The 25,235-nt window shown below is 68.3% G+C and carries 22 protein-coding genes; 8 read left to right on the top strand and 14 right to left on the bottom strand.

Annotation, left to right across the window (positions count from 1 at the left end; translation table 11 throughout):
• Window positions 1–5: 5 nt before the first annotated feature.
• Together VMT65_RS02850 and VMT65_RS02845 are read right to left on the bottom strand one after the other, a co-directional pair.
• Window positions 6–1,154 carry a class I SAM-dependent methyltransferase gene (locus VMT65_RS02850; RefSeq protein ID WP_326306327.1) on the bottom strand — a complete coding sequence of 383 codons (1,149 nt, stop codon included), beginning with the start codon at window positions 1,152–1,154 and terminating at the stop codon, window positions 6–8.
• A 17-nt stretch (window positions 1,155–1,171) separates the two neighbouring features.
• Window positions 1,172–2,635, bottom strand: a complete 1,464-nt coding sequence (locus VMT65_RS02845) for an MDR family MFS transporter (protein ID WP_326306326.1) — start codon at window positions 2,633–2,635, stop codon at window positions 1,172–1,174.
• A gap of 270 nt (window positions 2,636–2,905) precedes the next feature.
• Between VMT65_RS02845 and VMT65_RS02840 the strand changes: the two genes are divergently transcribed.
• From VMT65_RS02840 to VMT65_RS02830, 3 genes are all read left to right on the top strand, one after another.
• The gene (locus tag VMT65_RS02840; RefSeq protein ID WP_326306325.1) at window positions 2,906–3,670 is read left to right on the top strand and encodes a GNAT family N-acetyltransferase; all 765 of its coding nucleotides are present in this window, start codon (window positions 2,906–2,908) and stop codon (window positions 3,668–3,670) included.
• Window positions 3,667–3,891: a translation initiation factor IF-1 gene (gene infA, locus VMT65_RS02835; RefSeq protein WP_326306324.1), complete on the top strand. Its 225-nt coding sequence runs from the start codon at window positions 3,667–3,669 to the stop codon at window positions 3,889–3,891. The genes VMT65_RS02840 and infA overlap by 4 nt, the downstream gene beginning before the upstream one ends.
• A 95-nt stretch (window positions 3,892–3,986) precedes the next feature.
• Window positions 3,987–4,793: an LLM class flavin-dependent oxidoreductase gene (locus tag VMT65_RS02830; RefSeq protein ID WP_326306323.1), complete on the top strand. Its 807-nt coding sequence runs from the start codon at window positions 3,987–3,989 to the stop codon at window positions 4,791–4,793.
• A 15-nt stretch (window positions 4,794–4,808) separates the two neighbouring features.
• Here the strand turns inward: VMT65_RS02830 and VMT65_RS02825 are convergent, their stop codons facing one another.
• Window positions 4,809–5,804: a hypothetical protein gene (locus VMT65_RS02825; protein ID WP_326306322.1), complete on the bottom strand. Its 996-nt coding sequence runs from the start codon at window positions 5,802–5,804 to the stop codon at window positions 4,809–4,811.
• A gap of 215 nt (window positions 5,805–6,019) precedes the next feature.
• Here VMT65_RS02825 and VMT65_RS02820 point away from each other — a divergent pair, with 215 nt between their 5' ends.
• The gene (locus VMT65_RS02820) at window positions 6,020–6,337 is read left to right on the top strand and encodes a DUF222 domain-containing protein (RefSeq protein WP_326306321.1); all 318 of its coding nucleotides are present in this window, start codon (window positions 6,020–6,022) and stop codon (window positions 6,335–6,337) included.
• A gap of 12 nt (window positions 6,338–6,349) precedes the next feature.
• On the opposite strand, the gene VMT65_RS02815 is transcribed toward VMT65_RS02820, so the two are convergent.
• Together VMT65_RS02815 and VMT65_RS02810 are read right to left on the bottom strand one after the other, a co-directional pair.
• Window positions 6,350–8,026, bottom strand: a complete 1,677-nt coding sequence (locus tag VMT65_RS02815) for a DUF885 domain-containing protein (protein WP_326306320.1) — start codon at window positions 8,024–8,026, stop codon at window positions 6,350–6,352.
• Window positions 8,027–8,066: 40 nt separating this feature from the next.
• Complete coding sequence (locus tag VMT65_RS02810; RefSeq protein ID WP_326306319.1) at window positions 8,067–8,984, bottom strand: ribonuclease Z; 918 nt, start codon at window positions 8,982–8,984, stop codon at window positions 8,067–8,069.
• 120 nt (window positions 8,985–9,104) lie between these two features.
• Here VMT65_RS02810 and VMT65_RS02805 point away from each other — a divergent pair, with 120 nt between their 5' ends.
• A complete protein-coding gene (locus VMT65_RS02805) occupies window positions 9,105–9,524 on the top strand; it encodes a DUF6153 family protein (protein WP_326306318.1) in 420 nt (139 codons plus the stop codon).
• 47 nt (window positions 9,525–9,571) lie between these two features.
• Window positions 9,572–10,222: a DUF305 domain-containing protein gene (locus VMT65_RS02800; RefSeq protein WP_326306317.1), complete on the top strand. Its 651-nt coding sequence runs from the start codon at window positions 9,572–9,574 to the stop codon at window positions 10,220–10,222.
• Between the two features lie 99 nt (window positions 10,223–10,321).
• Here VMT65_RS02800 and VMT65_RS02795 read toward each other — a convergent pair whose 3' ends face one another.
• Complete coding sequence (locus VMT65_RS02795) at window positions 10,322–10,609, bottom strand: hypothetical protein (protein WP_187703184.1); 288 nt, start codon at window positions 10,607–10,609, stop codon at window positions 10,322–10,324.
• A gap of 168 nt (window positions 10,610–10,777) precedes the next feature.
• A complete protein-coding gene (locus tag VMT65_RS02790) occupies window positions 10,778–12,286 on the bottom strand; it encodes an amino acid permease (protein WP_326306316.1) in 1,509 nt (502 codons plus the stop codon).
• Window positions 12,287–12,570: 284 nt separating this feature from the next.
• Between VMT65_RS02790 and VMT65_RS02785 the strand changes: the two genes are divergently transcribed.
• Window positions 12,571–13,443: a hypothetical protein gene (locus VMT65_RS02785; RefSeq protein ID WP_326306315.1), complete on the top strand. Its 873-nt coding sequence runs from the start codon at window positions 12,571–12,573 to the stop codon at window positions 13,441–13,443.
• A gap of 25 nt (window positions 13,444–13,468) precedes the next feature.
• Here the strand turns inward: VMT65_RS02785 and VMT65_RS02780 are convergent, their stop codons facing one another.
• Window positions 13,469–14,197 (bottom strand): hypothetical protein, encoded by a 729-nt coding sequence (locus VMT65_RS02780; protein WP_326306314.1) that lies wholly within the window; start codon window positions 14,195–14,197, stop codon window positions 13,469–13,471.
• Between the two features lie 61 nt (window positions 14,198–14,258).
• Window positions 14,259–15,299 (bottom strand): NAD(P)-dependent alcohol dehydrogenase, encoded by a 1,041-nt coding sequence (locus VMT65_RS02775; RefSeq protein WP_326306313.1) that lies wholly within the window; start codon window positions 15,297–15,299, stop codon window positions 14,259–14,261.
• 172 nt (window positions 15,300–15,471) lie between these two features.
• Between VMT65_RS02775 and VMT65_RS02770 the strand changes: the two genes are divergently transcribed.
• Window positions 15,472–16,935 carry a flavin-containing monooxygenase gene (locus tag VMT65_RS02770; protein ID WP_326306312.1) on the top strand — a complete coding sequence of 488 codons (1,464 nt, stop codon included), beginning with the start codon at window positions 15,472–15,474 and terminating at the stop codon, window positions 16,933–16,935.
• A 28-nt stretch (window positions 16,936–16,963) separates the two neighbouring features.
• Here the strand turns inward: VMT65_RS02770 and VMT65_RS02765 are convergent, their stop codons facing one another.
• The 5 genes from VMT65_RS02765 to VMT65_RS02745 form a co-directional block, all read right to left on the bottom strand.
• Entirely contained in the window at window positions 16,964–17,533 is a 570-nt protein-coding gene (locus VMT65_RS02765) for a TetR/AcrR family transcriptional regulator (RefSeq protein WP_326306311.1), read from the bottom strand.
• A gap of 51 nt (window positions 17,534–17,584) precedes the next feature.
• On the bottom strand, window positions 17,585–18,820 hold the full coding sequence (locus VMT65_RS02760) for a cytochrome P450 (RefSeq protein WP_326306310.1): 1,236 nt from the start codon (window positions 18,818–18,820) through the stop codon (window positions 17,585–17,587).
• Window positions 18,821–18,862: 42 nt separating this feature from the next.
• On the bottom strand, window positions 18,863–21,457 hold the full coding sequence (locus VMT65_RS02755; RefSeq protein WP_326306309.1) for an alkaline phosphatase family protein: 2,595 nt from the start codon (window positions 21,455–21,457) through the stop codon (window positions 18,863–18,865).
• A gap of 148 nt (window positions 21,458–21,605) precedes the next feature.
• Window positions 21,606–22,745, bottom strand: coding sequence for a BTAD domain-containing putative transcriptional regulator (locus tag VMT65_RS02750; RefSeq protein WP_326306308.1), 1,140 nt, complete (start codon window positions 22,743–22,745; stop codon window positions 21,606–21,608).
• A 135-nt stretch (window positions 22,746–22,880) separates the two neighbouring features.
• Complete coding sequence (locus VMT65_RS02745; protein WP_326306307.1) at window positions 22,881–25,079, bottom strand: ArnT family glycosyltransferase; 2,199 nt, start codon at window positions 25,077–25,079, stop codon at window positions 22,881–22,883.
• Window positions 25,080–25,235 lie beyond the last annotated feature (156 nt).

Below are 25,235 nucleotides of genomic sequence, written 5' to 3'. Positions count from 1 at the left end.
GCGCCCTATTGTTCGGCGTCGTGCAGACCGCGGACCGAGCGGGTCACCGTGAACTTGCGATTGCGGCCCATTACATCGGTTTTGCCGACCATGCGCTCCATCACCCCCCGGTAGTTGAGATGCGTGTTGTAGACGGTCCACAGTTCGCCGCCGGGCCGCAGCACGCGGCCGGTCTGCTGGAACATCTTGATGGCCGAACCGGTGTGCACGGCCGCGCCGACATGGAAGGGCGGATTGCACACCACCAGGTCGGCGCTGTTGTCGGGCACGGTGGACATGGCGTCGTCCTGGAGCACGGTAATGCGGTCGGCGACGCCATTGGCCGCGGCGGTGGCGCGGGTGGAGGCCACGGCGGCGGCGGACTGGTCGGTCGCTGTGACGCGCAGGCCGGGGCGCGCCTTGGCCAGCGCCACCGCGAGAATGCCGGTGCCGCAACCCAGATCGATGGCGTCGCGGGCATCGGGCTTCATGCGCTTCACATAGTCGAGCAGGAAGCGGGTGCCGATATCCAGGCGCGGGCCGGAGAAGGCGGCACCGTGGGCGACCACCTCGAGATCGCGGTCGTCGAGCCGGTTGCGCACCGGAAAGCGGGGCTCACCAACGGGTTTCGGCTCGGAGGCGAGCAGGATGCGGGACTTCTGGCGGCCGCGGCTGGCGCGCACCGAGCCGAAGGATTCGGCGAGGACCTCGTTCATGGCGGGGGTCAGGTATTTGTCGCGGCCGCCCGCGAACACCTCGACCTCGGGATCGGCGTAGCGGGCGATGGCCTCGGCGGTCTCGGCCAGACCGGACAGGGCGCGCGGGAGTCGCCACAACACCACGCGGACATTGTGGAGGAGGGCGGGGCCCAATTCGTGGGTCCGATAACGGTCGGACAGTCCGACAATTCGGGCATTGTTGGCGAGGGCCAATTCCCCGGTGAGCAAATCCTGATGCACGCGCACGTCGCGTAAATCGTGAATGGCGATCGCGCCGAGGGTGAGCGCGCCGTAGCCGTCATCGATGATGGCCACCCGGCCATTCCCGGCGGCTGCCAGCGAATCCGCAGCGACATCCAGCATGAGCCGGTCCGCGGCGTCCACCGCGAACAGGTTCACCGCTTCGACATCCGGATATCGCCGCAGTCGGCGCAATACGTCCTCGACCTCAACCACACCTATAGTGTGCTAGATCATTGCCGTACTATTCCATTCGGCTCGGCCGAGGGATTCTCTACCGAATTTTCCGAGTTGCCGTCGCTTCGCCGAGGCATGACCGCGGCCGCGCCGACGAGCACCACCGCCATGGCCGCGACGCCGACGAACACCAGGTGCACGGCCGGCGCCAACGCGGCGGCGGCCGGATGCTCGACCTTGCCGAGGCGGGCATTGACCAGTGCGCCGAACACGGCGACGCCGACCGCGCTGCCCAGGGAGCGCGCGAACATATTGGTGGCGGTCACCACCCCGCGTTCGGACCATTCGGCGCTGGCCTGGGCGGCGATCAGGGTGGGGCTGGCGACCAGGCCCATTCCCATGCCGATGACGAAGCAGCCGATCGCCAGGCACAGCAGGCTCGAATGCGCGTCCACCAGCAGCAGCGAGGCCGCGCCCGCGACGGCGAGGACCGCGCCGATCACGCCGGTGGCGCGAAAACCTATGCGCAGGTACACCTTTCCGGCCTGAGAGGCGGACACCGGCCAGCCCAGGGTGAGCGCGCCGACCGTCAGGCCCGCTATCAAGGCCCCGCTGCCCAGCACGCCCTGGGCGAAGGTCGGGACGTAAGAGGTCAGGCCGAGCAGGATCGCGCCGACCAGCAGGGAGGCCAGGCTGCTCGCCACGACAATGCGGCGGGTGAAAACCCACAGCGGCAGAATTGGATTCGCGGCGCGGCGCTCCACCAGGGCGAAGGCGGCCAGCACCACCGTGCCGCCGACGAACAGTGCCAGGCTGGCAGGTGCGGTCCAGGCCCACGCCTGACCGCCCTCGAGCAGCGCGAGAATCAGCGCGCCCGCGCCCAGCGTGAGCAGTCCGGCCCCGGCGTAGTCGATCCGATGGCTTTGCCGCGGTGTGCATTCGGTGAACTTGCGCAGGATCATCCACGCGGCCACCGCGGCCAGCGGCAGATTGATCAGGAAGATCCAACGCCAGCTGACGTATTCGGAGAACACCCCGCCCAGCAGCGGCCCCAGCACCGAGGAGGCCGCCCACACGCTGGCCAGGTACGCCTGCACCTTGGCGCGCTCCCGCACGGTGTAGATGTCCCCCGCGATGGTCATCGACATCGGGCTGACCGCGCCCGCGCCGATGCCCTGCACCGCCCGGAACACGATCAAGCCGATCATGCTGGTGGCCAGTCCGCACAGCAGCGAACCCAGGGCGAACACCCCGATGCCGAACAGCATCACCGGCTTCCGGCCGAGCATGTCGGCCAGTTTCCCGTAGATCGGCACCGTCACCGCCTGCGCGAGCAGATAGATGCTGAACAGCCAAGGGAACTGCGCGAATCCGCCGAGCTGATCGGTGATGGAGAGCACGGCGGTCGCGATGATGGTGGAGTCCAGGGCGATCAGTGAGGTGGAGAGCATGATGGCCACCAGAATCGGGCCGCGCTCCGACCGCAGTCCGATCGACGACGTCTCATCCGTAGCCGTCACCGGCGACCCCTCTCCTCGACCCAACTCGTCCACCAGAGTCGAACACACCGCCCGCGGCACAATTCCCGCACCCCACCCGGCCCGAAAATGATTGGCCGCGTTCCGTCGGGCCTGTTAACGTGCTGCCTACCGTGACTTCGAGCGAGGAGGTGAGACCCGTGAACGCTGTATCGATATGGGGGCTCCCTCTCCAGTCGTCACGGATGGGCTGACGTCGTAGTCGTCGCCGGGAGCGCCTGATGCACAAGGCATCCCGAAAGGTGACGACCAATGAATTCTCTAGCTATCACCCGGGTCGCATTGACCCAATGGCAGGCCATGGACGACGACCAACTGGTCGGACGTGGCGACATCTCACCGCGGCCCGACGGGCGGCTGTTCGTCAGCATCGACGCCTGGCACGACGCGGTCTTCGATCGGCTGGCGGCGGCAATGCTCGCCAAGACCCGCAGGCCACTGCACACCGTCGTCGACGAATGCGATACCGAGCTGCTGTCCCGTTGGGGCCGAGCCGGTTTCACGACGCGACGACGCGAGTGGGAGTACCTCGTGCCCACCGATCCCCGGGCCACCGGGCTGGGGTCGGCACCGATTCCGACGGGCATCACCGTCGTACCGGTGGGCCGGGCGCAGGCCGAACCGCTGCGCGTCGTGGACCGGCTGATTCGCGACGAGGTGGAGGCGACGGTCGGCTGGCAGGAGATGCCCGCCGAGATCCTGTCCGGCGTCGACGGTGACACGATCGTGGATCCCTCGAAATACGCCGCGGCGCAACGGGCCGACGAGTATCTGGGTCTGCTTCGGCTGGTCCAGGTGACCCGCCTGCCCCGGATCGGACTGATCGCCGTTCGAGCCGATCAACGCCGACGAGGCATTGCCCGTGCGATGCTCGCCCAGACCTTGGGCGCGCTGCACGAGCTCGGAACAACCACGGCCACAGCCGAAGTGAACGAATCGAATCGAGCGGCCACGGCCCTGTTCGAGGGCATCGGGTCCCGCCGCGTGAACAGCAATGTGGAGTTGGTGCTGCGATGACCAAGACCAGCAAAGGAATCGAGATCGAAGGCATTGTCGTGGACTGCCTGCGCAATGCCACCTTCACCGTCGAGCTCCCCAACGGCCATCAGGTCCTCGCCCACATCAGCGGCAAGATCAGAAAGAACTACATCAAGATCATGCCGCAGGACCGGGTGCTGGTAGAGCTCAGCCCGTACGACCTCGGCCGCGGTCGAATACTGTTCCGGTATCGGACATAGCGGCGCGCGTGGCACACGATCTCGGCCGGACCGATGAATTTCGGGCGGAGCCCTCGTCAACGCTTGCGAAGCTGCCGACAGACAGGAGCGCAGGCATGACGAGGCCCTTTCGATTCGGGGTCGTCGCCCCGGTCATGACCGATATGGCGACGTGGCGAGATCGTGTGCACCGCATTGCCGACAGCGGCTACTCGACGCTGCTGGTGCCGGACTTTCCGCTGACGCAGCCCGCGCCCGGCCCGCTGCTGGCCACCGTCGCGGCCACGACGGAGTTGCGGGTGGGGACGTGGGTGTACGCGTCGCCGTTTCGGCCGGCCTGGCTGACGGCGTGGGAGGCGCATTCGCTGTCGCTGCTGACCGACGGGCGCTTCGAGATGGGGATCGGCACGGGTCGGCCGGGAATCGAGGACGAGTTGCGGGACAAGGGCGTAGCCGAGGTGCCGCGGCCGCCCGAGCGGCTGGCGCAGATCCGTGAGACCGTCGAGCGGCTGCGGGATCTCGACGGCCCCGGCCGTCACACGCCGGTGGCGATGGCCGTCTACGGTCCGAAGGCGCGGGCGTTGGCGGCCGAGGTCGCCGATACCGTCACCTTCGTGCTCGGGGATCAGCCGCGGGCCGAAGTCGCCCGGATGGCCGGTGATTTCCGGGCTGTCGCGGATGTGGAACTCGCGATGCACGTGTCGGTGATCGGTGAGTACGTCGCGCCGCATATGGCGGGGCCGGGCATCGATATCGCCGCACTGTACGCGGCGGACGCGATGATCGTGCTTCCCGATGATCCGACGGCCGCCATCGACGAGATCCAGCGGCGACGGGAGGAGATGGGGTTCTCGTACTTCGTGTACGGGGCCGACTACGCCGAGCGGTTCGCGCCGGTGGTGGCCGCACTCGCCGGGAAGTGATCGCGGCGGGCGGATTCAGGACCGGTGAATCGATTCGGCGACAGCGAGTTCGGCGGCGCGGGTGACGAGCAGATCGGCGACATCCCGGGTGCGGCTGCCGAGTCCACAGGCGCTGGCGACGCCGTCGAGGCGGCGTCCCAGCGCGTCCTCGATCATCCCCAACGTTTCGATTTGCTCTGCGGCACTGGGTGTTTCATGGACGAACCCGGCATAGAATCGGGTGCCTTCGTCCAGGGCCAGCCCGGCCAGCGGCGCGTAGAACGCGGGGTCGCGGGGCGGCGGGATGTCACCGGCCGCGATCGGGCCGTGCACGTAATCCAGGATCCGACCCTCGGGCCAGTGCCGCACAACGGAATTGGCGAGATAGACCAGGGGCTTCGCGGTGTCCATGGTGGCACCGGCCTTGTTGTTCATGCCGCCCAGACACAGGTGCACACCGAAACGGGTGCCCTCCGGGGACGCCGCGGCCAGCGCGCCCATGCCCCGCCCGAATCGCAAGGCGCGGTCGACGAATCGGTGCCAGTGCCAGGTCTTGGTGGTGAGGATGAGTTCGGCCGGTGCTTCCAGTTGGATCACGACATCATCGCCCGCCAGCTCTCGGATCGCGGCGATCTCGCGGTGCATGGTCGCGGCGAAGGCCTTGCGATGCCGCCGCCGGGCGCGGGCGGCCAAAGCGACCGTGGTGAAGGTGAAATCGGTGGCCATCCCGATTTGCAGCCGCAGCCCGGGCAACCCGTGCTCGGCGCGCGCCCGCCGGAAGGTTGCCAGCGCCTCGGCCGCCTCCCCGGCATACCCCAACTCGATCCGCCTGCGCCGCAGGCGAACTCCGGGCGCAACCCGATACAACGGCCGCGCCGGGCTCAAACTCCACCGCGGCTCCGGACGCTCGACCAGAAGGCCTTGCCGCACAAGATCTTCGATGATCGGCAGGATGTACCGATCGTGACGCCGGGTCTCACCGGTGGGCAGCGTGCGTAGCAACGGTCCAGCCCCCGCGAGCATCGCAGTCATGGCATCCCCGGTGCTCACCGCGGGAAAGCTCCCGACCATATGCACCACTCGCCCGCCAGCACCCCGCATCGTCGGAAGGCAACCTTTCGCGCTCGTCACCGTGCACCGCAGGTGATCGTAATGCCCACAAACCTTACGTACCGGTAGTTCGCCGCACCTCACGAGAACAGCCGATTATCGAACATATGTTCTACACCTGAGGTACGCTGCCTTCCGTGACCACACATTCGACCGCGCTGGCGCCGAATGCCCCAGCCCGTGGATGGCCGGACCTGCCCGATGTCGACCTGCTGCGCGTTCTCGTCGAAACCGAACGCCGCCGAAAGCAACTGGACGCCGCCATGCGCGCGGCGGTCGCCGAAGCCGAGCGCCGCGGCCTGGCCGCGGACACCGGCTACCCGGACACCGTAGAGCTCCTGACCGACCTCCTCCGGATCAGTACCCACGAGGCCCGCCGACGAATCGAATGTGCGGCCCCGCAACCGCGCCCGCGCTCCAGAAAAGTATGGCGGGTGCTGGCGGCGGCGAGCTGACCGACATCCCGGTCAGAGGGTGGCGGCCAGGGCTCGGAGGACCGGGAGGGAGACCGAGCCGGAGCCGAGGATCCGGTCGTGAAACGCCTTGATGTCGAAGGCGGATCCGAGGCGGGTGGTGACCTCGGCGCGCTGGCGGCGGATCTCGAGTTGGCCGACCTTGTAGGCGACGGCTTGGCCCGGCATCGCGATGTAGCGGTCGATTTCGACTCGGATTTCCTCGAGGCCGACCGGGGCATTGGCGGCCATGAAGTCGATGGCCTGCTGGCGGGTCCAGCCCTTGGCGTGCAGGCCGGTGTCGACCACCAGGCGGCAGGAGCGCCAGGAGTCGGCGGCGAGCATGCCGATGCGGGCGAGATCATCGGGGTAGAGCCCCATTTCGTCGGCAAGTCGTTCGGTGTAGAGCGCCCAGCCTTCGACGAAAGCGGTGTTGGAGAACGACATTCGCTGGAAACGCGGCAGGTGGTCGAGCTCGTTGGCGATGGTGAGCTGCAGGTGGTGGCCGGGGATGGCCTCGTGATAGGCGACCGAGGCCGTCTCGAAACGGTTGCGGCCCTTGGGGTCGTGCTGGTTCACGAAGTACGCGCCGGGGCGGGAGCCGTCGGCGGCGGGCGGGAAGTAGTAGGCGGCGGGGGCGTCCGCGGCCAGGAAATCCGGCACCGGGAGGATGTCGCAGGATTGGCGGGGCAGGCGGCCGAACCAGTTGCCCATCTCCGCCTGGGCGGCGGCGAGGTAGGTGCGGGCGTCGGCCATGATCTCCTCGCCGTCGCGGTAGCGCAGCGCGGCATCCTCGCGCAGGCGCGCGAACACGGCGGCCTGGTCGGTCAGGCCGAACAGGCGGCCGCCGACCTCGGCGTATTCCGCACGCAGACCGGCCAATTCGTCCAACCCGAGCTGATGGATCTCCTCCGCGCCCAGATCGGGCAGGGTGGTGTGATGGCGCAGCAGGCGGCGGTAGATGTCCGCGCCGTCGTCGCCGAGCCAGCACAGGCCGGGCCGCTCGTCGGGGCGGGCGGCGGGCATGAGCTCGGTGGCCAGCGCCTCGCGATAGGCGGCGAAGGCGGGGCGGATGATCTCGCGGGCGACCTCGGACAGCTCCGCGCGCCAAGCGGTTTCACCATCCCACTCCGCCGGACCGGGGAAGGTGGCGAAGGGATCGCCGGCCGGATCGGAGGCCAGGTAGCCGTCGATCTGGTTGAGTGAGCGCTCCAGGGTGATGCGCGCGGGGGTGCGGCCGGCGGCGAGACCGGCGCGGAAGCGCTCCACGGCCTGATTCATGAGCACCCCGAACTGGCGGTAGCGCTGCACCAGTTTCCGTGCGTTCTCCGGTTCGGGCGCGTTCACCTGCGGAGCCAGGGTCAGCATGCCCGCGTGCACGCCGGTCATCTGGTCCGAGGCCATCTCGACCGGCCGCCACTCCAAATGCGAGACGGCGGAGGCCAATTCGGTGCGGAGCAGGCTGTGGGTGGTCTTGTCCTCGGCGGTGAGCCGCTCCGGATCGAGCGCGTCCACCTCGGCGAGCAGCCCGCGCCAGGTGCCCAGCAGCCGCTGCTCCGCCTCGATCGACAGATCCTCGATCCGATCGTCGAATCGCCTGTCCCCCAACAGCGTCGCCTCGCTCGGCGCGGACTCCAGCATGGCGTCCCAGTACCGGTCGGCGAGGGTGATGAGTTCCTGATGCGCGTCCATGCCGACCATCATGCCGAGGGCGCGAGCGCCGCGCCGGGAATCACCGGCGTGGCGGGAGGGGAATGCGCATGAGGTCCTCGGCGACGACGATATGGCCGTCGAAGTGGGCGCGGGCGTCGGCGAGGTGTTGGTCCAGGGTGCGGTAGCGCTGGGAGTAGTGGGTCAGGACCAGGGTGCGGGCGCCGGACTTGGCGGCGACGCGGGCGGCCTGACCGGCGGTGAGGTGGCCGTATTCGATGGCGAGCTTTTCGTCGGCGTCGATGAAGGTGGCCTCGATGACCAGCATGTCGACATCGTGGGCGAGGTCGTAGACGCCGTCGCACAGCCGGGTGTCCATGATGAAGGCGAAGCTCTGGCCGGGGCGGGCCTCGCTCACCTCGTCGAGAGTGATGACGCGGCCGCCGATCTCGACCTCGCCACGCCGCTGCAAATCACCCACGACCGGGCCGGACAGGCCGAGTTCCCGCAGGCGTTCCGGAATGAAGCGGCGGCCCTCGGGCTCGTCCAGGCGATAGCCGAAGGCCTCCACCGGATGCGACAGCCGCGCGGCCCGCAGGGTGAAATCGGCTCCCGGCGGCGGCAATTCACCGGATTCGACAATCGGGTGCGGCTGCAGTTCGACCTGGCGATTGTGGGCCGAGGAGTCGATGAGCCGCTCGTAGTAGACCTCCCCCGAGGCCGGGAAGTACACATCCACCGGATGCAGCGCACCGTCGAGGCTGATGCGGCCGAGCACCCCCGGCAGCCCGAAGCAGTGGTCCCCGTGGAAGTGCGTGACGCAGATGCGAGTGATCCCGCTGGCGGCCACGCCCGCGAAGCTCATTTGTCGCTGGGTGCCCTCCCCCGGGTCGAACAGCAGCCCCTCCCGATCCCAGCGCAGCAGGTAGCCATTGTGATTGCGCTGCTTGGTCGGTACTTGGCTGGCCGTTCCCAGGATGACCAGTTCGCGCTGTGACACGGCCGCCAGGCTACCGTCCGGCCCGCCGATCCTCGCGGTGGTGAATCGGGCGCGTCCCGGGGGCGACGCGAGGCACGCCGCGTGGTGATACCGCGAGGGGGTATCCGGGGAGTGGGTAGGATGGCCCTCGTGGTCGAACAGCAGTCGCGAGGCGTCCGGTACATCCGGGCGTTCGGGCTGCTCGCACTCATGGCCGGAATCGTGGCCATGCACGCGCTCGTGCTGGGCATGAGCCACGACGCTGACGCGCACCACCGCATGGATCCCCCGATTGCCATGGTGTCGATGACCGATCAGAGCCACGGCATGTCCATGCCCGGCTGCGGCGGCGACTGCGATCAGGGCCACGCCGGAATGCACGGCTGCCTGTTCGTGCTCACCGGGCTGCTCTTCCTGATCGGGCTGGCGGTGCTGGCCTGGGTCGGCCTCGGCCGCCGCAGCACGGCCGCCCGCAAGGTGCGCCGCACGCCCGCGAATCACGCTCGTCCCCCGCCGTGGACGGTGCTCTCCTTGGCCGAACTGGCGATTCTGCGGATCTGATGGGCCGCCGCCCTCACGACCACCGACAATCCCCAAGGAGTTCAACCATGTTCAGCACCCGCACCAAGCTCGCCCTGATCGCCGTCACCTCCGCCGCCGCCCTGCTGGCCGCGGGCTGTAGCGGCAATGGCAACGACACATCGAAGGCCGCAACCTCTTCCACGACGACGGCCATGGATCACGGCAGCATGCCGGGCATGGATCACGGCACGACCGGCACTTCGGCTCAGGCCGACACGCGCACCGATTTCAATGACGCGGACGTGACCTTCCTGGACATGATGTACCCGCATCACGCCCAGGCGGTCGAGATGGCGAAACTGGTCCCCAGCCGCTCACAGAACCAGCAGCTGATCACCCTGGCCCAGGCCGTGGAGCAGGCGCAGTCGCCGGAGATGCAGCAGATCACCACGCTGCTCCAGAGTTTCGGCAAGCCCGCTCCGGCGGCGGAGATGAACCACGACATGCCCGGCATCATGTCGAAGGATCAGATGACCAAGCTGGAATCCCTGTCCGGCCCGGACTTCGACAAGCTGTGGATGCAGATGATGATCGACCACCACAAGGGCGCGATCGACATGGCCAACACCGAACTGGCCCAGGGCACCAACGCCGAGTCCAAGGCCCTGGCGCAGTCCATCGTGACCGCCCAGCAGAAGGAGATCGACCAGATGAACGGCATGCTCGGCCAGAGCTAGCCGCGAGACGCGAACGGGTGCGCCGGTTTCCGGCGCACCCGTCCCCAGCCCCCGGGGGTTCGGGGGCGAAGCCCCTGAGAGCTACGAGAGTTGTCTATCTCAGCTGCCGATGACGGCGTTCATGATCGTTCCGGCGCTGGTGGCGGTGGCCCCGCCGATCATGGCCCCGGCCACCATCTTCGGCGACTCGAGGCCGCCGCCGCTCCACTTCTCCCACGCGAATCGGCCACCACCGTAGGTGATCGCGGTGACGCCCGACAGCATGGTGAACCAGGTGAAGTAGCGGACCAGCTTCATCAGCTTGTCCGCCACCGGCGGCGTCTCCGGGGTCGGGTTGCCGATCTGCGCGACAACCGTGTTGTAAGCGTCATGCACGGCGAGGAGCATGCTCACGATCGGTTCCTCTCGGGATGCTGAAGCGATGCTGATGGGCGGAACTTGTGGCACAACTCTCACTATTCAGAGCAATTGAACCGCATTCCACGGGGTGTCATCGCGACGACACACCACCGGCATCGAACTCGAGCAGCCGATCAGCTACCGATTTCGGTCGCGCTACCGCCTTGTGTTCATCAGCGAGTGCCGACGCCCGTAGGCGAAGTACACGACCATGCCGATCGCCATCCAGATGACGAATCGCAGCCAGGTCTCCACCGACAGGTTGAACATCAGCCACGCGCAGGCGATCACCGACAGGATCGGAATGACCGGCACCAGCGGAACCTTGAACCCGCGCGGCAGATCCGGGCGGGTGCGCCGCAGCACGACCACGCCGATCGACACCAGCACGAACGCGAACAGCGTGCCGATATTGACCATCTCCTCCAGGGTCCCGAAGTCCACGAACCCGGCCAGCAGCGCGCAGATCACGCCGACGATCGCCGTGATTCGCACCGGGGTGCCCTTGCGGCCGGTGTGCGCGAGCTGACGCGGCATGAGCCCGTCGCGGGACATGGCGAACAGCACGCGGGTCTGGCCCAGGAACAGCACCATGACGACCGTGGTCAGGCCCGCCAGCGCGCCGATGGAGATGATGTTCTTGGCCCAGGTGACGCCGTGCAGCGCGAAAGCCGTTGCGAGCGTGGCATCGTCGCCCTGCAGATCCTTGTAGGACACCATGCCGGTGAGCACCAGCGACACCGCCACGTACAGCACGGTCACGATGGCCAGCGAGCCCAGGATGCCGCGCGGCACATTGCGCTGCGGGTCCTTGGTCTCCTCGGCGGCGGTGGCGACCACGTCGAAACCGATGAAGGCGAAGAACACGATGGAGGCCGCGGCCAGCAGGCCGTACCAGCCGAAGTGGCTGTTGCCGCCGCCGGTGACCAGCTGGAACAGGGTCTGCTGCAGGGTGTGCTCACCACTGCCGCCGGCATTGGGCACCGACTCGGGGACGAACGGCTTCAGGTTCGAGGCCTTGAAGTAGGTCGCGCCGACCACGACCACCAGCGCGATGACGGCCAGCTTGATGGCGACCGCCACGGCCGAGACGCGCGAGGACAGCTTGGTGCCCATGGCCAGCAGCACGCCCAGGATGGCGATGAGCAGCACCGCGCCCCAGTCGAATTTCACCGAGCCGAAGTGCCAGATGGGCTGATGCCCGCCCATGACCGTGCCCAGGTACTGCGACCAGCCCTTGGCGACCACCGAAGTGCCGAGCGCGAATTCGAGGATGAGGTCCCAGCCGATGATCCAGGCGACGATCTCACCGAAGGTGGCGTAGGAGAAGGTGTACGCGCTGCCCGCGACCGGCACGGTCGAGGCGAATTCGGCGTAGCAGAGGGCGGCCAGGCCGCAGGCCACGGCGGCGAACACGAACGCCAGCGAGACCGCGGGTCCGGCCATGTTGCCCGCGGTACGCGCGGTGAGGGTGAAGATACCCGCGCCGACCACGACCGCGACACCGAAGACCGTGAGGTCCCAGGAGGTCAGGTCCTTGCGGAGCTTGGCATCGGGATCGTCGGTGTCCCGAATGGACTGTTCGACGGACTTGGTGCGGAACAGTCCGGTGGTGCGGGCGGTAGCGGGACCTGCAGCGCCCCGCGGTGAGTCCGATATCGCCACTGTCTCTCCTATATCTGGCTTCTCGGCAACAATGCAGTTCTCACCGTTCAGCCACGATCCAGCTCCCGGTCGGTGCGCTTTCACTAGTGGCCTGCAGACAGACTCACTGGTTCCAGCCCTGTCACTGCGATCGGTCCCCGATGGGGGTCCGAGTTATCGGCGTCACACGGAACCGTATCACCAGGTGGTACGTACCAGTTCAGCAACCATCCGGACAACACGGGCGATCCGCGTGCCGGATCGACGCCACGCCGAGGACCGGCGGGTCGGATTAATGTTTCGGTATGGGTTTCGGGGGCGAGTCCACGGGTGGCGACCGGGACGCGCTGGATCGGGTGCTGGCGGCTGCCCGGGGCGTTCGGGTCCGGGAGATGCCGGGCGACTCGGCGACCCTGCTGGTGGAGCGGGACCCGGTTGCCGTGCGGGCGCTGCGCGAGGCGCTACGCATCGCGGACCTGCCCGGTTTCGTGTGCATGTGCTGGGGCGATGTCGCCCTGGACTTCTTCGACGCCGCCGAGCGCGCCCTCACGACCGTGACCCTGCACCATGGCTATTCGGTCCGCTGGAACGGCTGGCCGCAGGACGCGCTGCTGGCCGACGGCGTCCGCTCGCTGGAATGGCTGGCAGTGCGCGGCGTCTCCGTACCGCTGCGCGAATACCGCGCGGCCGAGCAGCGCCAGGCCGAGGCCGACCGCACGGCCCGCCGCTGGGTGGCCGAAATACCCGATCCCCTCACGCCCTATGCCAGCCTCTTCCTCGATACGTCCAGTACCGGCGGCGGTCTCACCAATCCCCAGATCGCCGAGGTCCGCGCGCTCCTGGTGACGGCATACCCGAATCCAGTGGATCGAATACTGCGACTGTGCGCTTGGAATGCCGCGGGCACCGGCGCGTACTCCGGCTACCCGACCCACGAACGCATTCCGTCCCAATTCCTGGACCTGGAACAGCGTTTCGACTTCGCGCATGCCGTGGAGCTGGCCGACCCTCGCGCCACCGCCGGGGCCGTCCGCTACCTACTCAGCTGGGACACCCGAAAACGCCTGGCCCCCTTGCTCTCCGCCCTCTCCCCCACCGCCCGCCGCAAGCTCCTCGCCCACACCCGAGACCCCGAATCGCACCGCTGGCTGCAACGCCGCATCGCGGGGTTGCAGTGAAGCCGCCTCGCGGGATCGCGCCAGGTCAGTGCACGGGCTCGGCGCGGGTGTACTTCTCGGCGCAGAACTTCTGGGCCACCTCGTCGTCGGTCATTCCCGAATTCTGGTGGTTCCCTTCATCATTGGCCTTGCAGGTGGAGCTGCCGTCCGCCGTGTAGGTCTGGATGATCCCGGCGACGCCCACCAGCTTCGCCCCGTCGAATCGCCAGAAGTCGATGTATTTGTCGGCGGGACCGCTCTTGGACGAGCCCACGACGTAGCCGTTGGTCGAGCGGTTGACCCCGAACAATCCGCCGATCTCCCCCGCGCGCACGAAGTCCGGGTCGGCATCGGTCGCGCGATAGACGGCCAGGGTCGCGTTCCCATTGGCACCAATCCAGAGCGGAACCACCAGCTGATCGCGATTGTCGTCGGCGAGGTTCGCCAACTGGGGTTCACCGAAGGTCTGGGTGCCCGACTCGGAAAGCGTTTGCCGCACAGCGCCATCGCGTCCGGTCACCTCGATCGTGACGTCGGCCTTCTGGGTGTACGCCCCCGAGGTGGGCGTCGGGACTCGATGTCGCACCACGAAGGTGAGCCCGGCATGGTCGCGGGACACCAGGCGACAGTCCGGGGGTGCGCCGCTGTCGGTGTGCACGTCGGCGCACAGCGGCAGGGCCGTCGTCGCATCACCGTCGGCCTTGTCGCTGTGTCCACAGGCGGCCGTGATCAGTACGCCGGCCACCAGGGCGACTGTCGGCCAAAACCGGCTCATGCCGCGGAGATTAGCGCGGTGCCCGTTCGCCGCGGCGGAGGCCGATGTCGGCGCGGCCGTGTCAGGGGACGAGGACCGCGCGGCCGCGGATCTGGCCCGCGTCCAGGCGGCGGAAAGCCTCGGGGCCGTCGGCGAGGTCGAAGCGTTCGACCTCCATGTGGAGTTTGCCCGCTTGGGCGAGAGCGACGCAGGCGTGCAGGTCGCTGCGGGTGCCGCCGAGGGACTTTCGGACGGTCGCGCCCCAGGGCCACCCCGGCCCACCGGCCGGTCCGGCGGTGATTTCCGGTGCGCCGCCACCGAGTCCGACCATGCGGTAGGCGCCGTTGGGTGCCACGGTCTCGCAGGCCAGCTTGGCGGTGGCGTCGACGCCGACGAAGTCGAAGACGGCGTCCGCGCCGCGGCCGTCGGTGAGATCGAGGATCTGCTTGGCGGTGTCCTCGCCGGAGCGGATGCCCAGTTCCGCGCCGCAGTCGGCGGCCAGGTCCAGCTTTTCCTGGGCCTGATCGACCGCGATCACCCGCACGCCGGAGATGGCGTGCAGGATCTGCACGGCCACGTGCCCGAGCCCGCCGATGCCGATGGCGACCGCGGTTCCGCCGGGGCGCAAGGCCTCTCGCGCTCCGCGAATGGCGTGGTAGGCGGTGAGCGCGGCGTCGGCGGCGGGTGCGGCCTGGAGGAAGTCCAGATCGCCGATGGGCACGAACGCACTCGCCGGAATCCGCACGTATTCCGACATCCCGCCCTCGAGGGTGAGCCCCGGACACGGCGGCATGGCGACGCGGCCCGCGGCGAGGCAGACATTCTCGTTGCCGCTCACGCATTCTCGGCAGACGCCGCAGGTCCAGAAGAGATAGACGACCCCGCGCTCGCCTATCTCGCGGCCGTTCACGTCCGAGCCGATGGCCTCGATGGTTCCGGCGATCTCGTGACCCAGGGTGAGCGGGTCCTCGCGCAGCTGGATGGGGAAGTTCACCAGGGTCAGGTCGGAGTGGCAGACGCCCGCGGCACCCACCTTGACGAGCAGATCGGTGGGCCCGATCTCCGGCACCGGAATGTCGTTGATCTGCACCTTTTCCGGACCGGTCCACTGGAGTGCGCGCATCGTGCTTCCCTACTTCGTCTTTGCGGCGGTGGGCCTCATTACTGCCGCGAGCTTGTGATCTGGCGCACACCGTAGCACTCGCTTTACACTGCGTCTATCGAATGACGGAATGTCTACCGATTTCCACGAAACCCCTCCATTCGCGAAAGACACGTGTCTAGGCTGCCGTCCCATGAACACACCGCGGATCGCCATCGTGGGTGCCGGAATCTCCGGGATCTGTATGGGTGTCACCCTGCAGCAGGCGGGATTCACCGAGTTCACCATCTTCGAGAAGGCCGACGAGTACGGCGGCACCTGGCGCGACAACAGCTATCCGGGGCTGGTGTGCGATGTGCCCTCGCGGTACTACCAATTCCGGTTCGCCATGAATCCCGAATGGACGCGGCTGTATTCGGCCGGACCGGAGATCAAGGAGTATCTGGTCGGGGTGGCGCGCGAGCACGGGCTGCGCGAGCGCACTCGCTTCGGCACCGAGGTGACGAGTGCGGAATTCGACGGCACGGCCTGGCAGGTCGGCACCTCTGACGGGACGAGCGAGCGCTTCGACTTCGTGCTGTGCGCAACGGGTTTCCTGCATCACCCGAATTGGCCCGATATCGCCGGGCTCGACGACTTCGGCGGGACCGTCATGCATTCGGCGCGGTGGCGGCACGATATCGAGCTGGCCGGTAAGCGGGTGGGTGTGATCGGCACCGGCTCGACCGGGACGCAGCTGGTGAGCGCGCTGGCGGGTGCGGTGCCCGAAGTCGTGCTGTTCCAACGGACTCCGCAGTGGATCCTGCCGACCGTCAACCGCTCCTACAGCCCGGTGTCGAAGGCGCTGTACCGGGCGGTGCCCGCGCTGGGCGTGGTGCCGTATTGGTTCAATCGCGCGGCCTTCGCGGTGTTCTCCCAAGGGCTCGTGCATCCCGGCCGGGTGCGGCGGTTCATCCAGTGGGTGGTGGAGCGAAATCTGCGCTCCGTCGCGGATCCTGAGCTGCGGCGCAAGCTGACGCCGGACTATCAGGCCATGTGCAAGCGGTTGGTGGTGTCGGATCGCTTCTACAAGGCGGTGCAGCGGCCCGATGTGCGACTGGTGACCGAGGGCATCGACAAGATCGAGAAGCGCGGGGTGGTGACCTCGGACGGGAGCCTGCACGAGCTCGACATCCTGGTGCTGGCAACGGGATTCGACTCGCACGCCTTCATGCGGCCGATGGCCGTCACCGGGCTCGACGGCCGCACCCTGGAGCAGGCGTGGGCCGAGGGCCCCCGGGCCTTCGAGGGCGTCATGATGCCGGACTTCCCCAACCTGTTCATGCTGGTCGGCCCGCACAGCCCGTTCGCCAACCATCCGCTGACCGCCGTCGCCGAGGCCCAGTCGGCCCGCATTGTCGGCTGGCTGAAGCGCTGGCAGGCAGGCGAATTCGCGACCATCGCCCCGACCCACGCCGCCACCGACCGCTACAACGCGCGCATGCGGGCCGCCGCGCCGAGCACGGTGTGGACAACCGGCTGCCAGAGCTGGTATCTCGGCAAGGACGGATTGCCGGAACTGTGGCCGTGGACCCCGGGCGCATACGAGCGGCTGATCCGCAGCACCCCGAACCCCGTTGACTACGAACTGCGTCAGCGCGTGGACAGCCGGAAGTGATGTACCTGGGCGCTGTCCGCTGACCGAGTCAGGCGAAGGCGCGGCTGACCACGGGGGCGACGAATTCGTCGAGCATGGCGCGCTCCTCGTCGGCGTCGCGGCCGGGGGCGGCGAGGAACGAGACGATGATGCGGGTCAGCCACCGGGCCAGGCGGCTGCGCTCCGGATCGGTGAGGGCGGTGGGCGTGAACAGGCCCGCCGCAATGGATTCGATGACGTCGGAGTCCTGGCTGATGCGTCCGGCCGCACCGGACTCGCCGGGCCGGAACCAGGCGATGAGCATGGGGTCGGCGCGGACGGCCGCGATCGCGCCGAGCATGGCGGTGACGATGCGTTCGGCCGGGTCCTCGATCGCACCGACCCGCGCGAAGACCTCCGCGGCGATGCGGCGGGTGGCGCGGTGTACGAACGCCAGCCGCACCGCCTGCCGATTCTCGAAGTACCGGTAGAGGGTGGCGCGGGAACACCCGGCGGCCTTGGCGATATCGCCCATGCCGACGGCGGCGACCCCGCGCTCGGCGAACAGTCGCGCGGCGGCATCGAGGATCCGCTCGGCGGCCAGGTCGGCGCGGTCCTCGGCCAGCCAGTCTCGGCTCATGCGATATCCCTTCCGTAGTCGTGAGTCCGCCGACGGCACCCCGGCGCGTCGTCAGGCCTCCGCGCGGAAGGGTACCGAGACCGGCCAGCGGACGTAATTGCCGTGGGACCAGGTGACATTGTCGAGGTCGACCGTGAAATTCGGGCAGCGGGACAGGAGTTCCTCGAGCGCCACCCGGGCCTGCATGCGGGCGGCGGCCGCGCCGAGGCAGTGATGGTGACCGTGGCTGAAGGTCATGATGCGCTTGGGGTTGCGGCGCACGTCGAGTTCGCCCGCGGTGGGGCCGAATTCGCGCTCGTCGCGGTTGGCCGAACCGTAGAGGAGCAGCACCTTGCGTCCGGCGGGGATGGTGACCCCGTGCAGCTCGACATCGCGGGTGGTGCAGCGGGCCAGGCCCTGCACCGGGGAGGTCATGCGCAGGAATTCCTCGATGGCGTCCGAGATGAGGGCCGGATTCTCCACCAGGATGCGGCGCTGGTCCGGATTGGCGGTGAGCAATTGCACCGCGCCGCCGAGGTTTCCGGTGGTGGTGTCGTTGCCGCCGGTGATCATGGTGAAGGCGAAGCCGAGGATCGCGACAATGCCCTCGTTGTCGCCGTCCGCGCCGAGACCGGAGGCGAGCAGGTGGGAGATGGTGTCGTCACCGGGTTCGACGCGCCGCCGTTCGATGAGTTCGGCGAAGTAGGCGGCCAGCTCACCGACCGCCGTGAAGCCGTCCTGCCCGCCCGCGGCCAGCCCGGCACCCTCGACCGCACCGCCGACAATGCGCTCGGTCCAGTCGTCGAAGCGGCCCCAATCCTGTTCCGGCACACCGAGGTAGTGGGCGACAACCATGGTGGGCAGGGGCTTGAACAGGTCCTTGACGATGTCACCCGTGCCCGCCGCACGCAGCCGCTCGATGCGCTCCACGATGAACTTGCGTACCGCGGGCTCCACCGAATTCACCTGGCGCGGTGTGAATCCCGGGGATACCCGGCGGCGGAAGTCAGTGTGTTCGGGCGGATCCATGAAGACGAAGGGCTTGACCGGTCCGAGGATCGAGGACACCAGGTCCGCGTAGTCGACGGTCAGGCCGGAGGCCGAGGAGAAGGTTTCGGGGTCTCGGGCGGCCGCGTACACGTCGGCGTGGCGGGAGAGCACATAGAAGTCGTCGGATTCGCGACCCTCGGGTACCGCCCGGTGGACCGGATCGTGGTCGCGCAGTTGGGAATACATGGGGTAGGGATCGCGCCAGGTCGCGCCGGACCGCAGCTCGAATCGCACCGCATGAGACGCCGTTGAACTCATGAAGTGACGGTAAGACAAATAGGCAATTCTGTCTAGAACCTGTTACAAAACCCGGAATCGTACCGGTCTGGCCAGCACGCGCCCCGTGTCGTCGAGGTGCCGCAGCACGTAGGTTCCGCTGGTCAGACCGTCCGCGGGAAAGACCACCTCGTCGCGCATCACCCCGTCACCCAGGACCTGGGTGCGCACCGGGGCGGGCGTGGTCGCGACGGTCCGGATGTGCCCGCCGGGATCCTCCGCCTGGACCTCGAGCCGATGCCCGGCCACCGCGGCGGCCAGGGCGTAGCTGACGACCAGGTCCCGGCCGGGCTCGTACATGGACCGATCCAGGAGCAGGCGATCGAACGGGGCGGCATCGTCGGCGGTCAGGCCCGGCGCGCCAGTCTCCACGAATCCGCGTGTGCGGCAGAGGAATCCGGCGTCGGCATCGGCCGTTACGGTGAAGTCGTACCAGCCGCCGCCCTCGGCGTCGCTGTCGCAGGACAGGTCGCGTCGCTCGGTCTTGCCCGCGCCGATGTCGATGGTCCAGGGGCCGTCGGCGCGGTAGGCGTTCGACACCACCGACACCGAAATCGGCTGCTTTCCAGCGTTTTCGAAGGTCCACGCGAGTGTGCGCTTGCCCGAGGTCGCGGCCTTCACGTCGACTCGCAGGGCACCACAGGGGCCTTGGAGATCACCCGCGAAACGGCGCTGGAAGCCGTCGGGCCCGTACAGGGTGTAGTCGTAGCGCCCGTTCACGCCCGGAAGATCCTGTGCGACGGTGCCACCGCCCGGTATGTCGAACCGGATCGGCGTGTAGTCCTTGACGAAGGCATTCGGATGCACCGCACAGTGCACGGCTCCGGTCCCGCCATTGTCGATGGTGAGCGTGATCCCACCGCTCCCGTTCGGCACCCACCGCGCCTGTAGCCGATACGGCAGCGGCACCCGGGCTCGCCGTCCACTCTCCTGCTTGGGCATCCGCTGCACGAACGGAAGCGGTTGCGCGACACCGGACATCGGCTGATCGGCGCGCGGAGCGGCGGAGGGCAGGAAGAGGGTGCGCTTCGCGCCGAAGTCGAACAGCGAGGACAGATCACCGCACATCTGCCGCCGCCACGGACTGATATTCGGTTCCGCCACACCGGTCACCCGCTCCAGGAACTTCAAAACCGACGTGTGGTCGAACAATTCGGAGCACACGGCCTGTTTGCTCCACGGCGACACGATGATCGCCGGTGTGCGCGCGCCCAGCCCGACATTGTGGCGGCCGAAGTACTCGCCGGGTGTGCCCGGCGGCGGGGTCGGGGCCGGAATGTGGTCGAAATACCCGTCGTTCTCGTCGTAATTCAGGATGAAGACGGTCTTGTTCCACACGTCCGGATGTTCGGCCAGCGCCTCGAGGACACCGTGCACCAGCGCCTGCCCGTTGCGCGGCCCCATGACCGGATGCTCGCAATCGACATAGGGCGCGACGATCCACGACACCGCGGGCAATCTGCCCATCGCCACATCGGTGCGGAACGATTCCACCAGCGTGCCCGCCCGCGCCCGCAGCAGGCCCTTCTCCACCAGCGCCCGCTGCCCCGGCGCGAGCTCGTCCATCCCCCGCTTCAGCAGCGCGGCATAGGTCGGCTCGAGGCTCGGATTCCGTTCCAGGTCACTGTAATAGCGAAAGAAGTTCTCGAAGGCGAGCCCGCCGCCGCCATTGGTGTACTTCAATGCCGAGCGCGCGGCCTCGCGGAACGGCAGGAAGAAGTCCAGCGCGTTGTCGGTGTAGTTGTCCCACTCCTGATAGACCCGCCAGCCGATGCCGCGCTGCTCGAGCCGTTCCGCGTAGGTGGTCCAGGGCAGGCCGAAGATCACATCGTTGACATAGCGCCCGGCGTCGGCGCTCAACAGCGCGTCGTAGAGGAACAGATTGCCGGTGCGCGGGGTGACCAGCCCGGCCAGCGCCTGCGCGACCGATTGCGGCAGCGCACCCGTCATGCCGTGCACCATGCCCAGCACCGCGTCCACGATCTCGGAGACCGGCAGGCCGCGCATCCACCGCAGCTTCAGATCGTCGGCGAACAGCGAGGTCTGCAGCGACTCCGCGTAATTGTCCAGGGCCAGCGGATTCTGGACGGTGCCGGTGAACAGGTACATGCGATTGGGGTCGGTGGGCCCGTTGACCGAGCAGTGGTAGCCGTCGCACAGGGTGAACGCCTCGGCCAGCTGGTAATAGAAGCCGAGGCAGTCGCGGTCGTAGCCGACCATGGTGCCGTCGCCCTTGGCCGGGATCCAGCGGTCGTGGCGGCCGTCGGCGAAAGCGTCATGGCCGGTGCGGGTTCCGTGATCGGTGCCGTCGATGTTCTGCAGCGTGGTGAGGTAGGGCAGCACGGTGCGGCCGCCGTCGGGCTGGTGGAAGACCGAGCGTCCGGTGGACAGTTGTAGCGCATTGAGATCGGCGTAGCCGCGCACGCCGGGCATGCCGCCGAAGTAGTGGTCGAAGGACCGGTTCTCCTGCATGAGGATCACCACGTGCTCGATGCTGTCCCACCCGCCGCGCGGGGCCGGTTCCGCCCACGCCTGAACCAGGCTCGGCGGGAGCATCGACATGGCTCCGGCCGCGCCACCCAGCTGCGCGGCGTGTTTCAGAAAGCGCCTCCGATCCATGATCTCCCCTGTGAGCATAGGAACGGCTATCTCCGAGGATCGCCGACCGAGCTTGGGGATTCGTGGCGGTGAGGGGGCTCACCAATGAAGTGTCAGTTAATCATTGGCTCCGGAAGTCGCGGACCGGACACGTGGGGTTCACTCCTGTTCAGCGGGTGTTGTCGTCATCGGTGCGTACCAGCACGAATACCAGTTCCGTATCGCCGATGCGGAGCAGCGCGCCGTCGGAGAGCAGACCGCTGTCGAGAACCCGCTGACCATTGATGAAAACGCCGTTGGAGGACTGGAGATCCTTGACCACCCAGGTGTGGCCATTGTCGATGATGAGCGCGTGGTGGCGGCTGACCCGGCCGTCGGGCAGCGCGATGTCGTTATCGGACAGGCGGCCGATGCGGGTGGTGGAGCCGACCACCGGGTAGACGTGGCCGAAACGGTCGCGCAGCAGGGCCTGCGGTTCGTGCCAGCTGCGGTCCACGATGGTGGTGGCGCGGGTGGCCGAGGCCGCCGCGACCGCGCGCACGCTCAATGGATCCTGGCGCAGGATGCGCGATTCCAGTTCCCGAATGCGATGGCCGGGATCGATGCCGAGCTCGTCGGCGAGGATGGTGCGCAGGCGGCGGGCCGCCTCGAGGGCGTCGGATTGGCGGCCGGTCATGTAGAGCGCGGTGATCAGCTGCTCCCAGAGGGATTCGCGCAGGGGATGATCGCGCACGAGCAGGTTCAGTTCGGGGACCACGTGCTCGGCGCGCCCCTGGGCGATATCGGCCTCGGCGCGCGCCTCGATGACGCCGATGCGCTCGTCGTCGAGGGCCACGGCGTAGGCGTCGGCGAAACCGAGTCCGCGCAGATCCGACAGCACCGGACCGCGCCACTGGGCCAGGGCGTCGGAGAGCGCGGCGGTGGCCGCCGCGAACTTTCCGTCCGCCAGGGCACGCAGACCGTTCTCGCGGCGGGCCCGGAAGCGGAAGACGTCGCAGGCCGTGTCGTCGACGACGATGCGGTAGCCGGTACCCATGTGCTGGAGCATGGCGCGCGCGTCGATGCCGCCGTCGCGCAGGGGTTTTCGCAGGTTGGAGACGATGGCGTGCAGGCTGACCCGGACGTCGGGCGGCGGATTGTCCTCCCAGACGGCGCTGGCCAGCGCCTCGACCGAGACCGGCCGGTTGGCATTGATGGCTAGATAGGCCAGCACCGCACGCTGTTTGGGCCCGCCGAGCTGCTGCTCCACCCCGTCGATGGCCAGCTGCACCGGCCCGAGCACCCCCAGATTCGCTCGCACCTCACCCATCGCCGACCTCCCGCCGGGCTTCGGCATTCGTCCGTCACTGTAGCTTTCCACGGACGCCGCGCCCATCGCATCCAAGTTTCCTCACCGAACTGGTCGGTCCCGGACGCCATTTCGTTCCATACGGCGCGGATGCCGCTACGGGTTCAGGTTGTAGACCTCCACGTTGCCGATCATGGTGGCGGGGTAGTTGGCCTTGACCCACGCCGCGATCTGGGCGGAGGAGGAGGCGGGGTCGGAGTTGCCCCAGCCGCCGTAGCCCTGGCCGCCGCCCTGGCCCTCATTGCCGCCCTGCCCCTGCGAATTGCCCGGCTGGGAGTTGTTGCCGCCCTGGCCTTGCTGGTCACGGCCATTGCGGGGCGTGTGGCCGGGCTGCGGGGTCGGCTGTGCGGACTGGGGGTTGTTCGGTTGTCCGGGCTGATTGTCGTTCTGGCGCTGGCGGATCAGGTAGTAGCCGATCTGGTGGTCGGCGACGTACCGCTGGAACTGGGCCAGGGACGGGGAGTCGTCGTGGCCGCTGAAACCGCCGACCGCGAGAAGGGCCTTGCCGGTGGTCAATTCGAGGGTGCTGACGTCCTGTGCGCCCTGCGCGGCGGCGGCCCAGCGGGCGGTGCTGCCGTCGATCAGGTCGACAAGGGCCGGGTCGGCGACGCCGCCGCGTTGGCCGCCGGGGCCGCCATCGCGACCCGCGCGGCCCGGACCGGCGATGGGGCTACCGCCGCTGTGCACCTGCGCCACGGTCTCGAGGGTGTAGGCGGTGGGGCCGAGCAGCCCGGCGAGCAACGCGAAAACGCCTATCGCGAGGGCGAATCGGGGCAGTTTGGGGGTGAGTAGCAGGGCGGTAGCCGCGATCACGGCCAGCGCCACCAGGGTCCAGCGCAGCCACGGGAGCCAGTCGGGCGTGCGGTCGAGCAGTACGAACGCCCAGACGCCGGTCGCCAGGGACATGGCCGCGAGGGTGAGGCGGGCCGCGAAATGCCCACGATGCCGCCACAATTGGGTCGCGCCGAGGCCGATGAGCGCGGCCATCGCCGGAGCCAATTCCAGGGAGTAGTACGAGTGGAAGCTGCGGCTCATGGAACTGAGCACGGCCGCGGTGACCAGCAGCCAGCCGCCCCACAGGAGGTAACCGGCGCGCAGGCGGTCGGTGCGCGGGAGCTTGCGGGTCAGCCACAGGCCCGCGACCAATGCGATCAGGGCGGCGGGCAGCAGCCAGGAGAACTCGGTGGCGAGCTCACCGGTGAAGAGCCTGGTGAGGCCGGGCTGCGAGCCGAAACCGCCGAAGCCGCCGCGCATTTGGCTCGGATCGGCGTGCTGGACGGCGTCCGCCGCGGGTGTCGGCGGGGGCGGGGTGGCTCGATGGCCGCCGCCGTTGTGATTGCCAAGGATGCGGCCGAGGCCGTTGTAATCGACGGCCAACTCCCACAGGCTGTTGGAGCTGGAACCGCCGATGTAGGGCCGGGATTGGGCGGGCCACAGTTCGACCAAGGCCACATACCACCCGGCCGACACCGCCAGTGCCACACCCGCGGACACCAATCGCGCTGTGCGCGTGAGCCATCCGCCCGCACCGGCCACCAGCACCGCCAGGGCCAGGCCCGGCAGCACCAGGAACGCCTGACCCATCTTGGCCAGGAAGCCGAAGCCCATGAGCACGCCCGCGCCGACCAGCCAACCGGTGCTCGCCGACCGGAAGCGTTCGCCGGGGGCGTCGATGCTGCGCACCGTGCAGTACGCGGCGGCCACCAGCAGCAGGAGCATCAGCGCGTCGGGGTTGTTGAAGCGGAACATCATGGCCGCCACCGGGGTGACCGCGAGACCGAGGCCCGCGATCAATCCCGCCGCCGGTCCGGCCCAGCGCCGCACCGCGGCGAGCAGCAGCCACACCGCGGCCACACCCATGAGGGCCTGCGGCGCGAACATCGACCACGAGTTGAATCCGAAGATTCTGCCGGACAACCCCATGACCCACATGGCGGCGGGCGGCTTGTCCACCGTGATCGAATTCTGCGGATCCAACGACGCGAACAGCAGCGCCTTCCAGCTCTGCGTCCCGGACTGCACGGCGGCGGCGTAATAGCCGTTGCCCCAGCCCGCCCCGCCGAGACCCCACAGATAGACGACGGCCGTCGCGAGCAGCAGCGCGAGCGTTGCCGGGCGCTCCCACCGTCCCCGGCCGGGCGGCGCGAGCAGTGTCCGCCATCGCGCGGACCCGCCGCCCGGTCCGGGCGCGGCCGCTTGCTGGTCCGTCGACGCTTCCATGGCCTTGCCGACGACCACCACAGCGCTGTCGCCCATTGGCACGGAGTCACCCTCGACGCCGGTGATGGCCGTCATGCCACCCGCCTTCCTTGGTTCCCGACCCAATTCCCACTGACCTGCGGAGCCTATGGCGCGGGATTTGAACCGAGCTTCAGGTCGGCTGCGAGTTCGCTGTGAGCGGGTAGGCGAGCCGGATGAGCTGGACAAACGACAAAATCGGCACCCGAACCC

Origin of the sequence: Nocardia sp. CDC153, from assembly GCF_035818515.1 — a bacterium.
Classification (GTDB): domain Bacteria; phylum Actinomycetota; class Actinomycetes; order Mycobacteriales; family Mycobacteriaceae; genus Nocardia.
The sequence above is the reverse complement of the archived record's forward strand: the minus strand, read 5'-3'. Positions and strand labels throughout refer to the sequence as shown.